Raw genomic sequence first — 21,668 nt, forward strand, 5'->3', positions numbered from 1 at the left:
GCACGCATGATGCAGTGTGCCCACTCTCAGCGACCTCGTCGTCCGCCACACCGCTCTGGACGCGGCGGACCTCGACTGGCTGCACTCGCTGGTCTCCGACTGGCAGCTGCTCGCCGACCTGTCCTTCGCCGACCTCATCCTGTGGGCGCCGCTGCTCCCGTCCGCCGACCGCCCGTCCGTCCCGGACGGCGGGGAGCGGGCCGCGGACAGCGTGCTCGCGGAGACCGGGCCCCCGGCCGGCGGACGCGGCGCCAACGGGCACGGCGAGCGGTACGAGTGCGGCTGGATCGCGATCGCGCAGATGCGTCCGACGACCGGCCCGACCGTCTACCACGACGACATCGTGGGCACGGTCGTCGCCAGGGGCGAGCGCCACCTCATCGACACCGCCTGGAACGAGCGGCGCATCTGCCGTGAGGGCGACCCCGACTGGTCCACGGGCGTCCCCGTGCGCGAGGAGACGATCCCCGTGCGCCGGACGCTGCCCGACGGGCAGGGCCGCTTCCTCGCGGTGATCCAGCGCTCCACCAACCTGTCGTCGGCGCGCACCCCGTCGCGCCTGGAGCTGACATACCTCCAGAGCGCCTCCGACCTCGCGCAGATGGTCGCGGAGGGACGCTTCCCGTTCTCCGGCGAGGAGCCGATCCTGGTCCGCTCCCCGCGGGTGGGCGACGGGCTGCTGCGGCTCGACCGGGGCGGCCGGGTGACGTACGCCTCGCCGAACGCGCTGTCGGCCTACCGGCGGCTGGGTCTGCACGCCGACCTCGTGGGCGCCGAGCTGGGCCGGGTGACCGCCACCCTGTGCTACTCCGACGAGCCCATCAACGAAGACCTGATGATCGTGGCCAGCGGGCGGGCCGCCAAGGAGACCGAGGTGGAGTCCGGCGGCACGATCGTGCAGCTGCGCGCCATCCCGCTGATCGTCGGAGGCGGCCGCATCGGCGCGCTGGTGCTCATCCGCGACGTGACCGAGCTGCGGCGGCGCGAGCGGGAGCTGATGACCAAGGACGCGACGATCCGCGAGATCCACCACCGCGTCAAGAACAACCTGCAGACCGTCGCCGCGCTGCTGCGGCTGCAGGCCAGGCGACTCCAGGTGCCCGAGGGGCGGGAGGCGCTGGAGGAGGCGGTACGCAGGGTCGGCTCCATCGCGATCGTGCACGAGACGCTCTCCCACGCGCCGGAGGAGTTCGTCGACTTCGACGACATCGCCGACCGGGTCATCGCGATGGCGGGGGAGGTGTCCGCGCCGGAGTCCGCGGTCACGCCGCGCCGGGTCGGCGGGTTCGGCGTGCTGCCGTCGCTGATCGCCACGCCGCTGGCGATGGCGATGACCGAGCTGCTGCAGAACGCGCTCCAGCACGGTCGCCCCAAGCGGCTCCAGGTCGTCGTCCAGCCGAGCACCGAGCGGCTCAACGTGACCGTCTGGGACGACGGTCAGGGAGTGCCGGAGGGGTTCGACCTCGACAGCTCGACGAGCCTCGGGCTGCAGATCGTGCGGACGCTGGTGGAGGGCGAGCTGTCGGGCAGGCTCTCGATCGGGCCCCGGGAGGGCGGGGGCACCGAGGTCACGCTGTCGATCCCGCTGCCCGCCGGCTGACGGCCGGCGCTGGGCGAGGCGGGCAGGGGGCCGGCCCGCCGCGGTAGACGCGGCGGGGGACTGCCGGCCGTACGGATCACTCCGGGATGAGACGGCCTGCCGGGGGCAGGGGGCTCAGGAGAATGGGGTGTTCGGGTGGGTCTGGCGCGCGGGTCGAGCGCGTGAATCAGGCGGTGGCGCGGGCGCGGGCACGAGCCGTGCGGCGCTTGAGCGCGCGACGCTCGTCCTCGCTCAGGCCGCCCCAGACACCGGCGTCCTGGCCGGACTCCAAGGCCCACTTCAGGCACGCGTCCACGGCCGGACAGGATCGGCAGACCTGCTTGGCCTCCTCGATCTGCATGAGTGCCGGGCCGGTGTTGCCGATCGGGAAGAACAGCTCGGGGTCCACGTCACGGCAGGCAGCTACGTGGCGCCAGTCCATGCGTCCACTCCTTAGTAGATGGAGCCTCTGGGCGGCTCCGTGCGGCTACTTTGTGAAGAGTTTCACTAGGGCGCGCGAGCAAAGACCCGGATCATGGAGAACCGGAATTGCTCGCCGGACAGCCGGAACGACCTCGGGGTCGTGGTTAAACGTCCTACGTTCCGACGTCAGTCTTGAGCCTGTCAGCCACGGAGAGTGCACGCAAGGGGGTCGCCGCGAAGTTTTGGCCGTAATGGATGTCGGATGCGTCACACAATGACCGAATGTAACCAGCTAGACCAGGACTTGTAACGCGTTCGGGATAGACCGGAATGTTACGGATTCGCGTTCGCCCAGGTAGTCCCCGTCCAGTTGGAAGGCCACCGGGCGGTCCGCGGTCAGGGTGAACCCGGGCTCGTCGTGGAGCTGGACGAGGTGCCGGCCGGACGGGAGAGCGTCACTCTCCGTGAGAATGTGCTGGATGAGCGGAATCAACGAGGTCAGGCCCAGTCGCTGGAGCCCCAGCATGTCCAGGCCCGTCTCGAAGGCGGCCCACGGCGTGGGGCGGACGGGCCGCGTGCCGACGTACGTCCAGGGGGAGGTGTTGGAGATGATCGCCATGTAGATCCCGCCCGCCGTGGGGATGCCCGGACCGGTCAGCGTCATCGGGGGGTGCCGTTTGTCGGTCGCGACATAGTGCCGTAGCGCGGTGTTCACGTAACGGGTGGGCGTCGCCTTGCGGCCGGCGCCGCGGAGGCCCTCGACCGCGCGGACCACCTCGGCGTCGTACCCCATCCCCGCGCAGAAGGTGAAATATCGGCTTTCGTGGCCCCAGAGGGCCTGGCCCAGTCCGACGGTTCTGCGCCGGTCCTCGCGCAGCGCCTCCAGCACCGCCCCGGTGGCCTCGACGGGGTCGTTCGGCAGGCCGAGCCCGCGGGCGAACACGTTGGCGCTGCCGCCCGGGATGACGATCAGCGCCGGCCGCCCCGCGCTCGGGTCGGCATCGGCCGCGGAGTCCTCGGGCAGGAGGGTGGCGGGGGCCGGGGTTGCGGGGGCCGGGAGGACGCCGTCCACGGGGTTGAGCAGGCCGTTGACCGTCTCGTTGATGGTGCCGTCACCGCCGAGCACGGCCACCACGTCGTAGCCCTTGGCGCGGGCGGTGGCGGCCAGTGTCGCCGCGTGTCCCCGGTAGCCGGTCTCCTCGACGGTCAGCTCCACGGCCGCGCCGAGCGCCCGGATCAGGACGTTCCGGGTGCGGGCGTTCGTGGTCGTCGCCTTGGGGTTGACCAGCAGCATCGCGCGCATGAGGCCAGCGTATCCATGATGGATGTCTGTCTTGTCGCGATGATCCCTATTTGTTGGGTCAACGTCCGGGCGGCGACCGGACCGGAGGCCGGAGTGGATAGGGTGCCCGTGTGTCCAAGCGTCCCGTGACCCTGCTCGTCGCCGCCGTCGTCGTCGCCCTGGAGGGCCTCGTGACGCTGGGTCTGGGTGGCTACGTGGCGGTCGAGACCCTGCGCGGCCTGGCCGGTGACGTCACCAGCGCCATCGCCGAGGCGGCCTTCGGGGTGCTGATCGGCGCGGGGCTGCTCTGGGTGGCGTGGGGCGGCCTGCTGAGAGGCGAGCGGTGGGGGAGGACCCCCAGCGTGCTCGCCCAGGTCTTCCTGCTGCCCGTCGCGGTGACGCTCATCGACTCCAGCCGGCCGGACCTCGGGGTCCCGCTGGTCGTGGTGGCCGTGGTCGGCCTGGCCGCCCTGCTCGCACCCCCCACCACCAAGGCGTTGTACGGCGACGGCCAGGAAACCGGCTGACAGGAGCGGGCGTCAGTCGTCGGCGGTCAGACCCTCGCGCAGCTGGGCCAGCGTGCGGGCCAGCAGGCGTGAGACGTGCATCTGCGAGATGCCCAACTCGGTGGCGATCTGCGACTGCGTCATGTTGCCGAAGAACCGCAGCAGCAGGATGCGCTTCTCGCGCGGCGGCAGGCGTTCGAGCAGCGGTTTGAGCGACTCGCGGTACTCGACGCCTTCGAGCGACTCGTCCACGATGCCGAGCGAGTCGGACACGGCGGGCGCGTCGTCGTCGCCGGAGTCGGGCGCGTCGAGGGAGACCGTCGAGTAGGCGTTGGCCGACTCCAGGCCCTCCAGCACCTCCTCCTCGGTCATCTTGAGGTAGGCGGCCAGCTCGGCCACGGTGGGCGCGCGCCCCTCGCGCTGCGACAGGTCGCTGATGGCCTTCGTCAGCGAGAGCTTGAGCTCCTGCAGGCGACGCGGCACCCGGACCGCCCAGCCCTTGTCGCGGAAGTGTCTCTTGATCTCGCCGACGATGGTCGGCGTCGCGTAGGTGGAGAACTCCACGCCGCGGGCCAGGTCGAACCGGTCGATCGACTTGATCAGCCCGATCGTGGCGACCTGCGTGAGGTCGTCGAGCCACTCGCCGCGGTTGCGGAAGCGTCGCGCGAGGTACTCGACCAGCGGAAGGTGGAGCTCCACCAGCTCGTCCCTGATGCGCTGACGGCGCGGCTCCTCGGGCCCCAGCTCGGCCAGCTCGGCGAACAGCATGCGGGCACGGACCCGGTCGGGCACAGCGTGATCGCTGGTGGCCATGGCTCCAGTCCTTTCCGTCACGCCGGCCTCGCAGCGCCACGGCGCTTACGCAGGACGATCGCCATGCGGTCAGGAGAGTCGGTAGCAGCCTCCACATCGTCGGCCAGGGCGGTCAGGACCATCCAGGCGAAGTCGTCGCGCTTGGGAGCGGAGCTGCCGACCGTCGCCACCTCGACCGTGACCTGCATCTCCTGGCCGCTCAGCTCGAACTCGGCCGTCAGGTCGGTTCCGGGCACGGCCTCGTTCAGCAGCATGGCGCACGCCTCGTCGACCGCGATCCGCAGATCCTCGATCTCGTCCAGCGTGAAGTCGAGCCGGGCGGCCAACCCGGCAGTGGCCGTACGCAGCACGGACAGGTAGGCGCTCGCCGCGGGGAGCCTGATGCTCACCACGTCACGGATACCGGTCTCGCCCTCCATGCGCGTCTCGGTTTCCTCGGTCACGTTCCTCCTCGCGTATACGACGCTGACTGCAACTTACCGCTCCCGAGCGGTGCTTGGACGAATCAGACGCGCCATCAACGAAAAAGGCTCTGTGTAGCGAGTCACCACACAGAGCCTTTACGCCGTTCTACGCGGCCTTGGTCTCCCAGAAGATCTTGGAGATCTCGTCGATCTTGCCGAGCAGGTCCTCGGCCTTGGCGACGTCGACCGTGCCCTTGGCGCCCGCCGCGCCCGCCAGCTTCGTGGCGTCCCAGAAGAGCTGGTGGAGCTGGGGGTACTGCTCCAGGTGCGGGGGCTTGAAGTAGTCGGTCCACAGGACCCACAGGTGGTGCTTGACCAGCTCGGCCCGCTCCTCCTTGATGGTCAGCGCGCGAGCGCGGAAGACCGGGTCCTCGTTGGCGCCGTACTTCTCCATGATCGCCTTGACCGACTCGGCCTCGATCCGGGCCTGGGCGGGGTCATAAACGCCGCAGGGCAGGTCGCAGTGAGCGGAAGCGACATGCTTGGGTCGTAGCAGTCGTGCGAGCATCAGAAAATCCTTCCTTGATGCTGTGTCAGCTTGGTCCACTTACCGACCTTACTCGGGTCTCAGGGCCCGTGCCGGAGGGGGTCTCGGCGTATGAGAGTGCGTGTCGAGGGGGATTCGATGCGTCCCGGCCTGCTGCCAGGAGACTGGCTCCTGGTGCGGCGATCCGTCCCGATCCGGCCCGGCGACGTCGTGGTCGCGCGGCTCCCCGGTGACCCCTCCCGGCTGATCGTCAAGCGGGCCGCCTGGCAGGGCGAGGACGGGTGGTGGCTGGAGAGCGACAATCAGCGGGCGTCCGGCCGGCGCGACAGCTGGGACTTCGGGCCCGTCACCGACGTGGTCGGGCGGGTCGTCCTGCGTTACTGGCCGCCGCGCTGTCACTCACCACGGCGTCACTCTTCAAGGGGTCACTCACCACGGCGGCGCGCGCGGTAGGCGGCCACGTTGGCGCGGCTGGCGCAGCGGGCCGAGCAGTAGCGGCGCGAGCGGTTGGAGGAGGTGTCGAGAAACGCCCTGCCGCAGCGGGGATCCTGGCAGCGGCCCAGCCGCTCCGCGCCGTGCTCGGCGACCACCGCGGCCAGGCCCATCACGGCGCCGGCCGCGGGGTTCCCGGTGGGGTCCTCGGCCAGGTGCAGATGCCAGTGGCTGCCGTCGTGGGCGGTGAGCTGCGGCCGTACGGGATGGAGCACGAGGAGCGCGTTGAGCAGGGCCACGACCGTCTCCTCGTCCTCGGCGGCGAAGACGGCGGCCAGCTCCTCACGCAGCTCCCGCAGCGCGGGCGGGGGGACGGGGTCGTTGACCAGGCGGACCGCCCACTCGGCGTAAGAGGTCAAGTCCATGCCGGAGTATTACACGGGCGGGGCCGGCTGGGCGCCCTGGACGGGCGCCCAGCGGGACGGTCCTCAGCCCTCGGGGTGCAGGACGCGCCGCAGGAACGTACGGGTCCGCTCCTCGCGGGGCTCGCCGATGACCTGGGCGGGCGGCCCGTCCTCGACGATGACGCCGCCGTCCATGAACACGACCCGGTCCGCGACCTCGCGGGCGAAGGCCATCTCGTGGGTCACCACGAGCATGGTCATGCCCTCCTCGGCCAGCTTGCGCATGACCGCGAGCACGTCGCCGACCAGCTCCGGGTCGAGCGCCGAGGTCGGCTCGTCGAACAGCATCAGGTCGGGGCCCATGGCCAGCGCCCGGGCGATGGCCACGCGCTGCTGCTGGCCGCCGGAGAGCTGGGCGGGGTAGGAGCCCGCCTTCTCGCCGACGCCCACCCGGTCGAGGTTGGCCCGGGCGATCTCCTGGGCCTCCTTCTTGCCGCGCCCGAGCACCCGCTGCTGGGCGATCATGACGTTCTGCAGGGCGGTCATGTGCGGGAAGAGGTTGAACTGCTGGAACACCATGCCGATGCGGCGCCTCACCGCGTCGATGTCCACGTCGGGGTCGGTGACCTCGACGCCCTCCACCAGCACCTTGCCCCTGGTCGGCTGCTCCAGCAGGTTCACGCAGCGCAGCAGCGTGGACTTGCCCGAGCCCGACGGGCCGATCACGCACACCACCTGACCGGACTCGACGGTGCAGTTGATGCCCTGCAGCACCTCGTTCTTGCCGAAGTGCTTGTGCAGGTCCTTGATCTCGATGGCGGGCGTCATCGGGCCCTCACCTTCCGCTTCTCCAGCCGGGTCGTGAGGTGGCCCAGCGGGATCGTGACCAGCAGGTACGTCAGGCCCGACACCATGATGGGCGTGGCGTTGGCGTACTGCGAGGCCAGGTCGTTGCCGAACTTGGCCAGCTCGACGTACTCACCGGACACGCCCAGGAAGAGCACCAGCGACGAGTCCTTGAGCAGCGCGACGAACTGGTTGGTGGTCGGCGGGATGACGATCCGGATGGCCTGCGGGATGACCACGGTGACCTGCGACCTGAAGGCGGACATGCCGAGCGACCGCGCGGCCTCGGTCTGGCCCTTCGGCACGGCCTGCAGGCCGGCCCGGAACACCTCCGCCTGGTAGGCCGCGCCGACCAGGCCGAGGCCCAGGATGCCCTGGCCGTACGTGCCGCCGGGCACCGCGAAGCCGGGCAGGGCCAGCGGCAGGAAGGTGATCAGCAGGAAGATGAGCAGGGCCGGCAGACCACGGAAGATCTCGATGTAGAGCCCCGAGATCCAGCGGTACGGCCGGACGGTGGACAGCCGCATGAGCGCGAGGACCAGCCCGAGCACGAAGGAGAAGAGGAACCCGCCCACCGCGTAGATGACGGTGTTCCTCAGCGCGACCGTGAACAGCTCGGGCAGCGCCTTCTCCGCCACGTCCAGCTTGGCGAAGTTCTGCGCCAGGCTGGGCCAGTCGGCGTACAGGACGACGCCGACGAGGATGGCGAGCAGGACGACGTACTGGACCGCGCGGCTGATCCGCTGCTTCTTGCGCGGGCTGAGCCGGGCCTTCGCGCCCGGCTCAGCCGTCACCGGCGGTGGTAGGTGGTCCGTCATGGATCAGCTCAGCTCGCCCGGCTTCTTGCCGAACCACTTCACGAAGATCTTCTCGTACGTGCCGTCGGCCTTGGCCTGGGTGATCGTGTCGTTGATGGTCTTGAGCAGGACCGGGTCGGCGTTCTTCTTCAGGCCGATGCCGTACTGCTCGCCCGTGTCGAGGCTGGCGATCAGCTCGAACTTGTCGGCGATCTCCGGCTTCTTCAGCCAGGTGAGCACCACCGGGAGGTCCTGCACGATCACGTCGGCCTGGCCGGCCTGCAGCGCCAGCAGCTCCTTGGAGGAGTCGGCGTACTCGGTCGGGTCGAACCCCTGCTTCTTGACGTAGTCGAGGCCGGTCGTGCTGGCCTGCGCGCCGAGCTTGAGGCCCTTGGCCTTGACGTCCTCCAGCGACTTGGCGCCCGTGCCCTTCTTGGCCAGCAGGGCCTGCGTGGCGTCGAAGTACGGCTCGGAGAACGTGATGTTCTGCTTGCGCTCAGGGGTGATCGTCATGCCGGCCGCGGCGACGTCGCACTTGCCGGTGGCCATGGCCGCGCCGCTCTTGATGACCGCGAAGTCGATGTCCACGATCTGCTGCTGGACGCCGAGCTTCTTGGCGACCAGGTCGACGATGTCCACGTCGAATCCGACGACCTTGCCGCTCGCGTCCTTGAACTGGAACGGCTCGTACGGGATGTTCGTGCAGGTCGTGAGCTTGCCCGGGGTGACGAGCTTGGCTCCGCCCGCGGCCGTGCCGCCTCCGGTGGTGGCGGAGGTGGAGCTGCTCCCCGAGCCACCGCCACAGCCGGACAGCGCCAGGACGGCGGTAAGGGCGAGCGCGCCGATGGCTTGGCCGCGGCTGCTCCTGGGCCAGAGGGCCATGTCAGGCCTCCTCGTGAGATATACCAAAAAGTCGGATTTGGTGAAGTTTAAGTGGCAGGTTGCCCGGGTCCGTCATCGGACATTTAACAATGTGTCAACGGAACGGCGTCGGCAGGGCTACCTGTGGTCGTGTCGGCCTGTGGCACTATGGGGCGACGGGTGACCCCCGTAACCCCTCACGAGACGTTCGGGAGGGGACCCTGGCGGCTACCGAAGCCAGGCCTCTCGCGCCGTCTGCCGAAGGTCCTTCGTCCGTCCGATGAGTACTGGGGTCTCTCTGTGACTGCCTTTCCTGCTTCGTCAGCATCCTCCCCCCACGATCCACTCGACCTCGATCCCGTCTTCGCCCTGCACCGCGGCGGCAAGCTGGAGGTCCGCTCCACCATTCCCGTCCGCGACGCCGATGACCTGTCACTGGCCTACACCCCCGGTGTCGCGCGGGTCTGCACAGCCATCGCCGACACGCCGTCCCTCGTCAACGACTACACGTGGGTCTCCAACGTGGTGGCCGTCGTCTCCGACGGCACCGCCGTCCTCGGCCTCGGCGACATCGGCCCGGCCGCCGCCATGCCGGTCATGGAGGGCAAGGCGCTGCTGTTCAAGGAGTTCGGCGGCGTCGACGCGGTCCCGATCTGCCTCGACTGCACCGACGTGGACGCGCTCGTCGAGACCGTCGTCCGGCTCGCGCCCTCGTTCGGCGGCATCAACCTCGAGGACATCAGCGCCCCCCGCTGCTTCGAGGTCGAGGACCGCCTGCGCGAGCTGCTCGACATCCCCGTCTTCCACGACGACCAGCACGGCACCGCCATCGTCGCCCTGGCCGCCCTCACCAACGCCGCCCGCCTCACCGGCCGCACGCTCGGCGACCTGCGTGTCGTCGTCGCCGGAGCCGGAGCCTCCGGCGTCGCCGTCACCCGCATCCTGCTGGAGGCCGGCATCGGCGACATCGCCGTGGCCGACTCCAAGGGCATGATCCACCCCGGCCGCGACGGGCTCAACCCGGTCAAGGCGGCCCTGGCCCGCGACACCAACCGGGCCGGCCACCAGGGCTCCACCGAGGAGGCGCTGGCTGGGGCCGACGTGTTCCTCGGCCTGTCCGGCTCCACCGTGTCGGAGGAGGCCATCGCGTCCATGGCGCCCGAGTCGATCGTGTTCGCGCTGTCCAACCCGACGCCCGAGGTGCCCCCGGCCGTGGCCGCGCGGCACGCCCGGGTGGTCGCCACCGGCCGCTCCGACTTCCCCAACCAGATCAACAACGTCCTCGCCTTCCCCGGCGTCTTCCGCGGGGCGCTCGACGTCCGCGCCACCACCATCACCGAGAACATGAAGGTCGCCGCCGCCACCGCGCTCGCCGCCGTGGTGGGCGACGACCTCGCGGCCGACTACGTCATCCCCAGCCCCTTCGACGAGCGCGTCGCCCCCGCCGTCACCGCCGCCGTGGCCGCGCAGGCCAGGAGGGACGGGGTCGCTCGCGTCGAAGGGTGACGCGTACAGCATCCGCCGGGCCGGCGTCCGGGTAGTTCGCGCGAGCATCGGGAAAGCGCAAAACTTCCTTTACTCAGCGTGCTATAACAGGAGCCCTCTGTAAGGACGCCGGCTCCGCCTCCCTCGGTGAGGAGGCCACGACGTGGCCGGCTCCACTCCCGCGGTGAGGAGAGCGATGACACGCGAGCCCAACAGACTGCTGCGGCAGCTCATCGCGGAGTCGGGCTTCTCCCACAAAGGGCTGGCCAGGCGCCTCAACGAGCTGGGCGCGACGCGCGGCGCCCCGGGCCTGAAGTACGACCACAGCTCCGTCCTGCGATGGATCGGTGGTCAGCGGCCCAGGGAGCCCGTGCCGGCGCTGCTCGGCGAGATCTTCGCGCTCCGGCTCGGCAGGCCTGTCAGACCCGAAGACCTGGGCATGCCGACGATCATCACCCCCCTCGACCTCGGGCAAGAGTTCACGCACACGTGGCAGGAGGGGGTCGCGACCGTGACGGCGCTGTGGAAGGCCGACGTGGAGAGAAGGAGATTCCTGATCGACTCCACGTTCGCGATAGGAGCGGGCTCCGTGGGAGCCGTACGCTGGCTGACGTCCCCACCGGAAGACCGCCTCGACGGCGGCGGCCCACGCCGCGTGGGCCGGGCCGACATCGCGGCCATCCACGAGGTGACCCGCTCCTTCGGCGAGCTCGACAACCGGTTCGGCAGCGGGCGCGTGCGCGCGTCCGTGGTCAAGTACCTCGACACCGCCGTCGCGCCGCTCCTCAAGGACGGCACGTACGGCGAGAGCACCGGCAAGCAGCTCGCCGCCGCCGCGGCCGAGCTGACCCGGCTGGCCGGCTGGATGGCCTACGACCTGGAGCAGCACGGCCTCGCCCAGCGCTACCTCATCCAGGCGCTGCGCCTGGCCAGGGGCGCCGGCGACGACGCGCTCGGCAGCGAGATCCTGGCGGGGATGGCCCACCAGGCCATCTACATGGGACAGCCGGCCCACGCCCTCGACCTCGCCAGGGCCGCCCAGCTCGCGGCGCAGCGGTCGGGCATCCAGACCCTGATGGCCTCCTGCCACGTGCTGGAGGCCCACGCCCACGCCGGTCTGGGCGACGCCCACGCCTGCGGCGCCAGCCTCCACCAGGCCGAGCTGGCCTTCGACCGCCGCTCGCCGGGGCGTGAGCCGGCGTGGCTGAGCTACTTCGACGAGGCGTACCTCTCGGCCAAGTTCGCCCACTGCTTCCGCGACCTCGGCGACGGGGAGCGGGCCGTGCGCCAGGCCCGCCGCTCGCTCGACATGGACGGCCGCTACGTGCGGGGCCGCATGTTCAACCTGTCGCTCCTGGCCGCCGGGCTGCTGCAGTGCGGCGAGCTGGAGGAGGCGTGCGGAGTGGCGGCGGGCGCGCTCGACCTCGCCGGGGAGCTCCAGTCGGTCAGGTCCCGGTCCTACGCCACGGACCTGCGCCGGCGGCTGGAGCCGTACCGGCGCGAGCCCGCGGTGACGTCCCTGTACGAACGCACCCGGGCCCTGGCGCCGGTCTGACCTTCTTCCTTCTCCTGGCTTCCCTCTACTGGCCGATCAGCTCGCCGTTCGGGCCGACGACCGACTTCGTCGCGGCGTAGTTCGCCTTGTTGTAGACGTCGGCGACCTCGCCGTCGAAGTAGGCGGAGCTGATGAAGTCGATCCGGTCGTTGCCGTCCTGGTCGTGGAACAGGCTGGTGACGCCGTTGAGGTAACCGGTGCGCTTGTTGTTGTCGTACCGGAGCAGCCACGGCGCGCCGTCGGACCCGCCGGTCATCGAGCACTTCAGCACCTGGTGCGTCTCGACCTTGAACATGTTGACCTGGTAGGTCTTGGTGCCGCTCTTGCCGGAGCACACCTTGGGGGTCAGGCCGGTGAAGGGGCGGTCGCCGTCGGGGTGCGGGGCGGACGGGTAGCCGAAGACGGTGACCTTCTGGCCCATGGGCTGGTTCCAGGCCACACCCTGGCCGCCGACGACGTCACCGAGCCGCCCGGCGTCCTTGGCCAGGCCGACGGTGAAGACCGTCCTGAAGTAGTCGGTCTTGGCGGTCTCCTTGACCCAGTAACCGACGAAGTAGTGAGTGATGGTGAAGTTGCCCCTGGCGTCGATCTTCCGGTAACCCGGGCCCTTGTAGGCGGTGTACTCGCTCTGGGTCACGTAGTCGACGACCGTCTTGGTCGGCTCCTGCGCGCCGTTGGCCTCACCGGTCGGAGCCTTGTCGAAGTCCTCCTTGGCGACTTCCTTGAAGGCCCGCTTCTTGTTCGGGTACGACGGGCCGACGACATCGGTGAGGGTGGACAGCTTCGCCCAGCAGTCGGGAGTCTCGCCGCCGTGCAGGTCCACGCACTTGGTGTACGTCGCCGCGTCGATGGGCTCGTCCTTGGCCCACTTGTCGCCCGCCCACTTGTCGTACTCGGCCTTCGTCACCGTCTTCTCGGCGGCGAGGCTGAAGCCGTTGTGCACGGCCACGAACGCGAAGTCACCGTCGTAGTCGTCGTAGACGTCGAGGTCGTAGGCGGTGAAGGCGTACGCGCCCGCGTAGACGCCGAAGGGGGCCTTGCCCTGGTAGTAGCCGGGCACGAACACCCACTTGCTGAAGACGTCCTTGCCCTGCTCGTACACGCAGTGGCCGGCGGTGGCGACCAGGTTGCGGTTCCTGGACTGGATCGAGGTGGCGGAGCACCAGCGGTAGTCGCCGCCGCGGTCGAGGAAGAAGACCTTGCCGATCGTCTTCGGCAGGTTCACGTTCTTGGTCTTCGCGGCCGCGCCGGTGGTGCCCGTGGGAGCCGCCATGCCCGGCTTGCCGTCAGCCGAGGTGGTCGAGGGGCGGACGAGCTTGGGGACGTCCTTGGCGTCGACGCGGAACTCGGTGGCCTTCTTCAGCGCGGCGCCGTTGGCGTCCAGCCAGAAGTACGCGGCGCTGTAGGCGTCGGCGGGCTTGGGGGAGAGGGGGTCGCTCGCCCAGGTCGGCGTGGCGGTGGCGGGGGCGGCGAGGGCGGCGGCGCTGAGACCGGCGACGGCGAGGGGGACGAGCAGGCGCTTCACTGGGGGGCTCCACAAAGTTGTCAAATATCTCGTAAGACCCTATCGACCCTCTGGTCACTGGGTAAGGGGCTGTACAAAAAGATCCGGAAAAGGCCGAAGGGCCCGGCAGAAGCCGAGCCCTTCGGGTCAAGCAGGTGAACGATGACCTAGGGCCTTCGTTCGGGTACCGCAGTGAACTACTTGACGAGCTTGCCGGACCACACGGCCGCAGCGGCCTTGTAGATCGCGGCGGTCTCACCGTCGAAGATCGGCGAGGTGATCCTGTCGTAGCGGCCGTTGCTGTCGGTGTCCACGATCAGGCTGGTGACACCGGTGACGTAGCCGAGACGCTTGGCGTTGCTGTACTTGGCGAGCCAGGGGCCACCGTCGTAACCGGCGGTCACCGGGCAGCGCAGGCTCTGGTGCTCCTCGACCTTCTTGGCCGGGATCTGCAGAACCTTGGACTCGGTCTTGCCGTAGCACCACTTCGGCGTGACACCCGTGTAGGGCTTGTTGCCGTCGGGGTGCGGGCCCGCCGGGTAACCGAAGGTACGGACGACGGCACCAGCAGGCTGGTTCCACGCCACACCCTGGCCACCGACGTTGTCACCGAGGCGGCCGACGTCCTTGAGGACACCGTCCACGACGTAGAACTCGGTGCGGAAGTACTCGACCTTGGCGGTCTCCTTCACCCAGTACTTGACGAAGTAGTGGGTGATGGTGAAGTTGCCCTTGTCGTCGATCTTCCGGTAGCCCGGGCCGGTGTAGCCCTTGTACTCGGACTCGGTCACGTTCTCGGTGAAGGTCGCGCGAGGCGCCTTGCCGCCGTTGACCTGACCCTCGGGGGCCTTGGCGAACTCGTCCGCCGAGACCTCCTTCAGAACCTTGATGGCGCCCTTGTAGTCGGGGCCAACGGTGTCCTGGATCGTGGAGGGCTTGGCCCATCCGTCGGGACCCTCGCCACCGTTGAGGTCCTTGGCCTTCTGGTACTCGGCCTGGGTGATGGCGACGTCCTTGGTGCCCTTCGGGCCACCGAACGCGTCGTACTCAGCCTTCGTGACCTTCTTGGGGCTGGCGGCGTTGGGGCCACCGATGCCGTTGTAGACGGTCACGAACGCGTAGTCGCGGTCGAAGTCCTCGTACACGTCGAGGTCGTAGTGGGTGAAGGCCTGCTTACCCACGTAGAGGCCGAACGGGGTCTTGCCCTGGTAGTAACCCGGGACGAACACCCAGCGGCTCACGACCTCGTTGTTCGCGGCCATGTCGTAGACGCAGTGCCCGGCCGTGGCGACCAGGTTGCGGTACTGCGACTGGATCGAGGTGCCGGAGCACCAGTACAGCTTGCCGTCACGACCCTCGAAGAAGACCTTGCCGATGGTCTTCGGCAGGTTCACGTTCTGGGTCTTGACCGAGACCTTCTTCTCCTCGCCGATCGGCAGAGCCGAGCCCGGCTTGGTGTCGGCGGAGTAGCCGCCGCCGCTCTTGATCTTCTTGACCTCGAGCGAGTCGGGGTTGAAGGCGACGGCCTGCGTCAGAGCGGCGTTGTTCGACTTGGTCCAGAAGTCGACGACCTCGGCGGCCTGCGCCTCGGTCTTGGCCAGAGCGTCGCTAGCGACGTCGCCCTGGGCCTGAGCGGTGCCGGCCAGACCAGCAGCCAGCAGACCGGTGGCCAGAATGGCGCCACCGGCGGGGAGGAGGATGCGCTTCAAGGTAACTCCTTGGGCTGTCGTGGAACGCTTCTTGCGTCCCATGCGTCAGTAAAGGGATAGCCAGAACATACAGGCGTGATCTTGATGACGGGAAGCCACTTTGGAAGGAAAAGAGGGGGCTTGTCGCCCGTGATCGTTCTGTGATGTTTAGACCGACTATCCCCGCGACTTGTCCGGAGTGCCTGACGCGCCCGTTTTCCCTGATCAACATAAGCGTGTTGTCAGTGTGACTACAGAGGGCAGCGTGTCGATGATCCGCACCGGTTCCAGGTAGTGTGACGCAGATCACATAGCTTTGATGGCACCGTCTGCGCGCCCGATGCGTCCAAACGGCTCGCACTTTCCCCGGGAACGCCGAAGGGCCCGGCGAAAGCCGGGCCCTTGACGAGTGACGCGGGGTGGATCGGCCTCAGGCCGATCGCGGAGCGTTACTTAGAGGATCTTGCCGGACCACACGTTCGAGGCGGACTTGTAGATCGCCGCGGTCTCGCCGTCGAAGTACGGCGAGGAGATGTAGTCGACGCGACCGTTGGCGTCCTGGTCGTTGAAGGTGCTGGTGACACCGTTCACGTAGCCGAGACGCTTGCTGTTGCTGTAGTTGACCAGCCACGGACCACCGTCGGCGCCCTCGGTCATCGAGCACTTGAGGGCCACGTGCTCCTCGATCTTCTTGGCGGCGGAGCCGACAAGCTTCTTCGAGGTCTTCCCGTAGCACCACTTCGGCGTGATGCCGGTGAAGTTCTTGTTGCCGTCGGGGTGCGCGGCGGCCGGGTAGCCGAACACGCGGACGTACTTGCCGGTGGGCTGGTTCCAGGCGACACCCTGACCGCCGACGTTGTCACCGAGACGGCCGGCGTCCTTCGCGAAGCCCTCGATGATGTAGAAGACGGTCTTGTAGTAGCCCTTCAGGTCCGTCTTCTTCACCCAGTTCTTCACGAAGTAGTGGGTGATGGTGTAGTTGCCACGCGCGTCGATCTTGCGGTAGCCCAGGCCCTTGTAGCTGTCGTACTCGGACTTGGTGACGTTCTCCGTCTTGGTCTGACGGGGCGCCTTGCTGCCGTTGCCGGAGCCCGTGGGGGCGGCGTCGTACTGCTCCTTGGCGACCTCGGTGAAGGCCTTCACCGCACCGGGGTAGTCGGGGCCGACGGCCTCGATCTTGGTGTCGGTCTTGGCCCAGCAGTCCGGGGTCTCGCCGCCGTTGAGGTCCTTGCACTTCTGGTACTCGGCCTCAGTGATCGCCACGTCCTTGGCGTCCTTGATGCCCTGGTACTTGTCCCAGTCGGCCTTCGAGACCTGCTTGGCGGTGGCGTTGCCGAGCTGGATGCCGTTGTACACGGTCACGAACGCGTAGTCGCGGTCGTAGTCCTCGTACACGTCGAAGTCGTAGTGCGTGAACGCCTGCTTACCGACGTAGATGCCCCACGGCGTCTTGCCCTGGTAGTAGCCCGGGACGAAGACCCACTTGGACATGACGTCCGCGTTGCCGGCCGTGTCGTAGACGCAGTGGCCGGCCGTGGAGACCAGGTTGCGGTACTTGGACTGGACGGAGGTGGCGGAGCACCACTTCTTCTCGCCCTTGCTGTTGACGAAGAAGACCTTGCCGATGGTCTTCGGCAGGTTCACGTTCTGAACCTTGACCGTCTTCTTCGTCTCCTGGCCGATCGGCGAGGCCGAGCCCGGCTTGGTGTCGGCGCTGTAGCCGCCCTTGCTCTGGAGCTTGGCGACGTCGCTCTTGTCCCAGACATTGGACTCGGTCGCGGCCTTGAGGGCCGCACCGTTGCTCTCGGCCCAGTACTGGGCGATGGCCTTGGCGTCGGCCGCGCTCTTCGCCATCGGGTCGGTGGCGACGTCTCCGGCGGCCGAGGCGGAACCGGCCAGGCCGGCAGCCAGAAGGCCGGTAGCCAGGATGGCTCCACCGGCGGGGATGAGGATGCGCTTCAAGGGAACTGCTCCTTGGTCTGTCGTGAGACGCAACATGCGTCCCATGCGTCAGTAAAGGGATAGCAAGGAACATAGCGCGGTGATCTCCGCAGGTGGAACCCGGTTTGACTGATTCGGTAGGCGCCCTTACCGCCGTGACCCTTCCGTTACCTGTCAGTGATCTTAGCGGTCGGTGATCATGAGGTCACGTTTTCGCTGGGTATCGCGGCGTTCGGTAAGGCGCGAGTAAAGCCGGATCAATCGGACATGACGGAGAGTGTTCGGGTATATGTGACTTAGATCACAGGAACCAAAGCGGGCTCCAACTCCGTCTAATTCGGCTCCGCTGCCCGATGATCTTCGAAATCGGCGTCGGGAACGGGGTTCGCGACCCCTCCCCGCCCCTGCGCCTCCCAAACCGGAGGCACGAAAAAGGGGCCCGGCCGAAGCCGGGCCCCTCTCCGAATCGGGGTGTTACTTGTACAGCTCGCCGTTAGGGCCGACGATCTTGCCCGACCAGACGTTCTTGGCCGCGTTGTAGACCGACGCCGTCTCCCCGTCGAAGTACGGCGAGGTGATGTAGTCGATGCGGTCGTTGCCGTCCTGGTCGGCGAAGGTGCTCGTCACGCCGTTGACGTAGCCGAGGCGCTTGCTGTTGCTGTAGTTGCTCAGCCAGGGGCCGCCGTCGAAGCCCGGGGTGACCGGGCACTTGAGGCCCACGTGCTCCTCGATCTTGAGCCACGAGGCGCCCACGGCCTTGCCGGTGGTCTTGCCGTAGCACCACTTCGGCGTCACGCCGCTGTAGGGGCGGTTGCCGTCCGGGTGCGGGCCGGCCGGGTAGCCGAACGCGCGCACGTCCTTGCCGGTGGCCTGGTTCCACGCCACGCCCTGACCGCCGACGTTGTCGCCCAGGCGTCCCGCGTCCTTCGACAGCAGGATGTAGTAGTGGCCGCCCCAGCTGCGCTTCGGGCCGCTGAACCGCTCGTAGTCCTTGCGGTCCACCTGCTTGACGCCCTCGAAGGCGATGCCGTTGAAGACGGTCACGAACGCGTAGTCGCGGTCGTAGTCCTCGTAGACGTCGAAGTCGGTGTGGGTGAACGCCTGCTTGCCCACGTAGATGCCGAACGGCGCCTTGCCCTGGTAGTAGCCGGGCACGAACACCCAGTTGCTCAGGACGTCCTTGTTGCTGTCCGTGTCGTACACGCAGTGACCGGCCGTGGCGACCAGGTTGCGGTAGTTGGACTGGACCGACGTGGCCGAGCACCACCGGAACTTGCCGGACCCGTCGACGAAGAAGACCTTGCCGACCGTCTTGGGCAGGTTGACGTTCTGCACGCGGCCGATGGGCTTCTTCTCCTCGCCGATGGGCGAGGCGCTGCCGGGGTTGCCGTCCGCGGTGTAACCGCCCTTGGAGACGACCTTCCGGACCTCCTTGTCGTCCCAGGCGTACGCCGTGGCGGCGCGCAGCGCGGCGCCGTTGGAGGCGAGCCAGAACGACGCGACCGAGGAGGCCTGTGACGTGTTGCGGGCCATGGGGTCGGTGGCGATGTCGGCTCGGGCCTGCGCGGTGCCGGTCAGGCCGGCGGCCAGGAGGCCGGTTGCCAGGACGGCGCCACCGGCCGGGAGGAGGATTCGCTTCAAGGTAACTCCAGGCTTTGCCTTGTGCTGTCGTGGGGCTCCGTACATCCCCCGATGCAGCAATTGGACAGCCGGGAACCTATCGGGCTGACTGCGTGTCTGGGAATTTGCGGAAGATCATGTCAGGCGTGTGTGAAGCGGCCGTGATCGTTCCGAGATCCGATCTTCGCTGATCACCGTGATGGTTGCCACGCTACGTGTGCGTTACGTCACATTTGCGGGGGTGGTGACCGCAGCCGCGTGCCGGTAGACCTCGCCGGTGGCGGCGGTGAAGTTGGGGGAGGAGACGGCGTCGTAGCCGTCCTTGGCGTCCCGGTTCCAGGTGAGGCTGTTGATGCCGTTCAGCGAGCCGAGGCCCTGTCCGGCCTGGTAGTCGATCAGCCAGGGGCCGCCGCTGGCGCCCGCGGTGAAGTTGCACGGCTGGATCTGCACGCCGTACTGCAGGTCGAGGCTGGGGGCGACGGTCCAGCGGGTGCTGCCCGCGCAGCTCAGCAGCTTGCGCCCGTCGAACGGCCGGGTGCCGTCGGGCTGCGGGCCGGCCGGGTAGCCGAAGGTGGTGACGTGGCTGCCCACGCCCTTGGCGACCGCGAGGCCCTGGCCGCCGACGATGTCCTGGAGGCGGCCGACGTCCTGCATGACGAGCTTTCCGCCCTTGGAGACCCAGATGAAGCCGCGGTGCACGGTGACGAACGCGTAGTCGTAGTCGTAGTCGCCCCGGCCGGGCCAGTGCTCGTGCATGCTGATCGCCGCGCCGACGTAGATGCCGTCAGGCGTCTCGCCGTTGGGGCCGGGGTTGGGGACGAAGATCCAGGAGTCGGCGGGCTTGGCCTGACGGGCGTCGTACGCGCAGTGCGCGGCGGTGGCGACGACGCTGCGGTTCTTGGCGGCGATCGAGCTGGCCGAGCACCAGTACTCCTTGTCGCCGAACCGGAAGAACACCTTGCCCATGGTCCGGGCGGCCGAGCCCTTCGACGGCAGCTCCGGCGACACGCTGAGCGGGATCTTGGTCGCCTTGGCCGGGGTGAGCTCCGGGCTGGGGACGGTGGTGGCGCCCGCCGACGTGGAGGACTGGGACCCCGGCGTGGCGGGGCTGTAGCTGTCGGCCTTCTTGAGACGGTCCGGCTTCCAGGTCTCGGCGACCTTCTGGACGTCCGCGGCCGTCTTGGCCAGGGTCACCGAGTAGACCCAGCTGCTCGTCCTCGCAGACGCGCTCGCCGCTGCCACAGGCCCCCCGAGTGAGGTCACCCCAAGCGCGAGCAGCGCGCTGAGCGCGACGGCTGCCAGTCGCCGGACCGGGGGGATCATGGAAATGCCTTTCCTTAGGGTGTTAAGGGTGGATTTTTCCAGATCAACCGACTGTATTGCAGCTCAGATAGAGATTCGTTATCTGATCAAGTGTGACTTGTGTCCCATAAGAACGGTGTCAAGGAGGCCGTCCGGATAGGTGAGACTGCTCCCTCGTGTCGGTCGTTGCCGCAGGTCAGAGGCCAAGGCAGGCTGCGAGCATGCGTCGACTTCTCTGTCTCGCCGTGCTTTCCTGTACGGCATTCGCCGCCTCGCCCGCCGTGGCCGAGACTCACTCTCCCGACACGGACCGGAGGCTTTTCGTGATCATTGTTGGCGACAAGGGGGGCGTGCTGTCCTGCAAGTCGCGCTCGTCCAAGCCCGCCTGCATCGCCCTCGAAAGGGCCGGCGGCGACCCCGCCCGGCTGCCCTCGCGGACCGACGCGGTCTGCACGATGGAGTACAACCCGGTCCGCGTCTCGGCGCTCGGCATCTGGGCGGGCCGGCCGATCCGCTACGAACGCACGTTCTCCAACGGCTGCGAGATGTCGGCGGCGACGGGCCCCGTCTTCCAGATGTCCTGACAGACACGCCCTGACCACCATGCCCTGACGGACCTGCCAAGACGGGACCTCGGCCATCGGCCGGGGTCCCGTCGTCATGCGTACGCGCCGCGGGGGGAAGGGCAATGTGGCGATCAGGTGAATGCGCCACGCCGCGTCACTGGTCTGGACTGGGGCGGAAGGCGAGAGCCCGCACGACATGAGGACGGCCGTGGCCGATCAGTTCGATGTCATCGAGGCCGGAGGGCGGGGCCGCCGCCGGCGGTTGACCGGCGCGGCGGTGGTCGTGGCGCTGCTCGCCGTCGCGGTCGCCGGGCTGCTCGCCGGCCGCGACCCCGGTCCCGGCCCCGATCCGGGGCCTCTCACCACAGGACACGGGACCACCCGTCCCGCCGCGCCCCTGACCACGACGAGGGCCGCGCCCAACCTCCTGCAGGTCACCCCCAGGGCGAAGGGCGGCGACGAGGTCCTCCGCGTCGTCTTCCCCGACGGCACCCCCGCCGAGGTCCGCTACCCGTCGCGGCTCGGGCTCGCCGCGCTCGGCTCGCGGCCGTTCCAGGGCGTCTGGGTGGCCGGCCAGTACCGCCGCATGTCCGCGCCGTACGGCGGCGAGGCCGAGGTGTCGAAGGGCGGCCGGCCGCTGCGGAGCCTCACGCCGAACGTCGACCTGTACCCGCGCCAGCCGGGCAGCGGCTCGTACGGGCAGGTGCTGCTGTTCGCGTTCGGCCACTGGCGCCTCGCGCTGTACGACCGGCCCGACGGGCTGACCTTCGAGCAGCGCATGGCGGCGGCCGGGCACATCCGCGGCCGGGTGACCAAGGGCGGCTACCTGGTGCTGACCGCCACGGCTCCGGTCCGCCTGGCCGAGCCGGGCGAGACCGTCCAGGGCGACCCGGTGGGGCCGCAGCTCTGGTTCGGCGGCGTGACGGGTGACGTCGTGGGCCTCATCCCGGTGCCGGACTGCGGCCGTGCCTCCCAGCCCCCCATGATGATCGACCGCCGTGGCCGGCCGGCCAGGACCGTCTGCCGCGACGGGGTGCAGATCGCCGCCTCCGGCTCGCCCGCGTTCGTCGAGCGGGCGGTCAAGGAGATCCGGATCACGCTGAAGTAGGGTGC

Annotated in this window: 21 protein-coding genes; 7 read left to right on the top strand and 14 right to left on the bottom strand. The window is 68.8% G+C overall.

Annotated features, from left to right (window positions below; all coding sequences use genetic code 11):
* The first annotated feature begins 16 nt into the window (after nt 1-16).
* A complete protein-coding gene (locus MTP10_RS09020; RefSeq protein ID WP_310708591.1) occupies nt 17-1,600 on the top strand; it encodes a histidine kinase N-terminal domain-containing protein in 1,584 nt (527 codons plus the stop codon).
* Nucleotides 1,601-1,766: 166 nt separating this feature from the next.
* On the opposite strand, the gene MTP10_RS09025 is transcribed toward MTP10_RS09020, so the two are convergent.
* Complete coding sequence (locus MTP10_RS09025; RefSeq protein ID WP_310708592.1) at nt 1,767-2,021, bottom strand: WhiB family transcriptional regulator; 255 nt, start codon at nt 2,019-2,021, stop codon at nt 1,767-1,769.
* Nucleotides 2,022-2,294: 273 nt separating this feature from the next.
* Nucleotides 2,295-3,305: a diacylglycerol kinase family protein gene (locus MTP10_RS09030; protein WP_310708593.1), complete on the bottom strand. Its 1,011-nt coding sequence runs from the start codon at nt 3,303-3,305 to the stop codon at nt 2,295-2,297.
* A 110-nt stretch (nt 3,306-3,415) separates the two neighbouring features.
* Between MTP10_RS09030 and MTP10_RS09035 the strand changes: the two genes are divergently transcribed.
* The gene (locus MTP10_RS09035; protein WP_310708594.1) at nt 3,416-3,811 is read left to right on the top strand and encodes a hypothetical protein; all 396 of its coding nucleotides are present in this window, start codon (nt 3,416-3,418) and stop codon (nt 3,809-3,811) included.
* Nucleotides 3,812-3,823: 12 nt separating this feature from the next.
* Here MTP10_RS09035 and MTP10_RS09040 read toward each other — a convergent pair whose 3' ends face one another.
* From MTP10_RS09040 to sodN, 3 genes are all read right to left on the bottom strand, one after another.
* The gene (locus MTP10_RS09040; protein WP_310708595.1) at nt 3,824-4,603 is read right to left on the bottom strand and encodes an RNA polymerase sigma factor SigF; all 780 of its coding nucleotides are present in this window, start codon (nt 4,601-4,603) and stop codon (nt 3,824-3,826) included.
* 17 nt (nt 4,604-4,620) lie between these two features.
* Nucleotides 4,621-5,046 (bottom strand): anti-sigma factor, encoded by a 426-nt coding sequence (locus tag MTP10_RS09045; RefSeq protein WP_310708596.1) that lies wholly within the window; start codon nt 5,044-5,046, stop codon nt 4,621-4,623.
* A 127-nt stretch (nt 5,047-5,173) separates the two neighbouring features.
* Nucleotides 5,174-5,575 (bottom strand): superoxide dismutase, Ni, encoded by a 402-nt coding sequence (sodN, locus tag MTP10_RS09050; protein WP_310708597.1) that lies wholly within the window; start codon nt 5,573-5,575, stop codon nt 5,174-5,176.
* A gap of 90 nt (nt 5,576-5,665) precedes the next feature.
* Between sodN and MTP10_RS09055 the strand changes: the two genes are divergently transcribed.
* A complete protein-coding gene (locus MTP10_RS09055; protein WP_397334435.1) occupies nt 5,666-6,007 on the top strand; it encodes a S24 family peptidase in 342 nt (113 codons plus the stop codon).
* On the opposite strand, the gene MTP10_RS09060 is transcribed toward MTP10_RS09055, so the two are convergent.
* The 4 genes from MTP10_RS09060 to MTP10_RS09075 form a co-directional block, all read right to left on the bottom strand.
* Nucleotides 5,980-6,411, bottom strand: coding sequence for a CGNR zinc finger domain-containing protein (locus tag MTP10_RS09060; RefSeq protein ID WP_310708599.1), 432 nt, complete (start codon nt 6,409-6,411; stop codon nt 5,980-5,982). The two genes, MTP10_RS09055 and MTP10_RS09060, sit on opposite strands and share 28 nt — an antisense overlap.
* Nucleotides 6,412-6,474: 63 nt before the next feature.
* The gene (locus tag MTP10_RS09065; protein WP_310708600.1) at nt 6,475-7,218 is read right to left on the bottom strand and encodes an amino acid ABC transporter ATP-binding protein; all 744 of its coding nucleotides are present in this window, start codon (nt 7,216-7,218) and stop codon (nt 6,475-6,477) included.
* Complete coding sequence (locus MTP10_RS09070) at nt 7,215-8,054, bottom strand: amino acid ABC transporter permease (protein ID WP_310708601.1); 840 nt, start codon at nt 8,052-8,054, stop codon at nt 7,215-7,217. The genes MTP10_RS09065 and MTP10_RS09070 overlap by 4 nt, the downstream gene beginning before the upstream one ends.
* Before the next feature lie 3 nt (nt 8,055-8,057).
* Nucleotides 8,058-8,915 carry an ABC transporter substrate-binding protein gene (locus tag MTP10_RS09075; RefSeq protein ID WP_310708602.1) on the bottom strand — a complete coding sequence of 286 codons (858 nt, stop codon included), beginning with the start codon at nt 8,913-8,915 and terminating at the stop codon, nt 8,058-8,060.
* Between the two features lie 279 nt (nt 8,916-9,194).
* Here MTP10_RS09075 and MTP10_RS09080 point away from each other — a divergent pair, with 279 nt between their 5' ends.
* The gene (locus MTP10_RS09080) at nt 9,195-10,400 is read left to right on the top strand and encodes an NADP-dependent malic enzyme (RefSeq protein WP_310708603.1); all 1,206 of its coding nucleotides are present in this window, start codon (nt 9,195-9,197) and stop codon (nt 10,398-10,400) included.
* Between the two features lie 175 nt (nt 10,401-10,575).
* Nucleotides 10,576-11,934 (top strand): hypothetical protein, encoded by a 1,359-nt coding sequence (locus MTP10_RS09085; protein ID WP_310708604.1) that lies wholly within the window; start codon nt 10,576-10,578, stop codon nt 11,932-11,934.
* A gap of 25 nt (nt 11,935-11,959) precedes the next feature.
* Here MTP10_RS09085 and MTP10_RS09090 read toward each other — a convergent pair whose 3' ends face one another.
* The 5 genes from MTP10_RS09090 to MTP10_RS09110 form a co-directional block, all read right to left on the bottom strand.
* The gene (locus MTP10_RS09090) at nt 11,960-13,459 is read right to left on the bottom strand and encodes a hypothetical protein (protein ID WP_310708605.1); all 1,500 of its coding nucleotides are present in this window, start codon (nt 13,457-13,459) and stop codon (nt 11,960-11,962) included.
* 176 nt (nt 13,460-13,635) lie between these two features.
* On the bottom strand, nt 13,636-15,147 hold the full coding sequence (locus MTP10_RS09095; RefSeq protein ID WP_310708606.1) for a hypothetical protein: 1,512 nt from the start codon (nt 15,145-15,147) through the stop codon (nt 13,636-13,638).
* A 432-nt stretch (nt 15,148-15,579) separates the two neighbouring features.
* Nucleotides 15,580-17,088: a hypothetical protein gene (locus MTP10_RS09100; protein WP_310708607.1), complete on the bottom strand. Its 1,509-nt coding sequence runs from the start codon at nt 17,086-17,088 to the stop codon at nt 15,580-15,582.
* Between the two features lie 453 nt (nt 17,089-17,541).
* Entirely contained in the window at nt 17,542-18,708 is a 1,167-nt protein-coding gene (locus tag MTP10_RS09105; protein ID WP_310708608.1) for a hypothetical protein, read from the bottom strand.
* Between the two features lie 201 nt (nt 18,709-18,909).
* Complete coding sequence (locus MTP10_RS09110; protein ID WP_310708609.1) at nt 18,910-20,010, bottom strand: hypothetical protein; 1,101 nt, start codon at nt 20,008-20,010, stop codon at nt 18,910-18,912.
* 302 nt (nt 20,011-20,312) lie between these two features.
* Here MTP10_RS09110 and MTP10_RS09115 point away from each other — a divergent pair, with 302 nt between their 5' ends.
* Nucleotides 20,313-20,573 (top strand): SSI family serine proteinase inhibitor, encoded by a 261-nt coding sequence (locus MTP10_RS09115; protein ID WP_310708610.1) that lies wholly within the window; start codon nt 20,313-20,315, stop codon nt 20,571-20,573.
* Nucleotides 20,574-20,763: 190 nt separating this feature from the next.
* On the top strand, nt 20,764-21,663 hold the full coding sequence (locus MTP10_RS09120; protein ID WP_310708611.1) for a hypothetical protein: 900 nt from the start codon (nt 20,764-20,766) through the stop codon (nt 21,661-21,663).
* The last annotated feature ends 5 nt before the right edge of the window (nt 21,664-21,668 follow it).

Origin of the sequence: Nonomuraea sp. 3-1Str, from assembly GCF_031570565.1 — a bacterium.
Lineage (GTDB): Bacteria > Actinomycetota > Actinomycetes > Streptosporangiales > Streptosporangiaceae > Nonomuraea.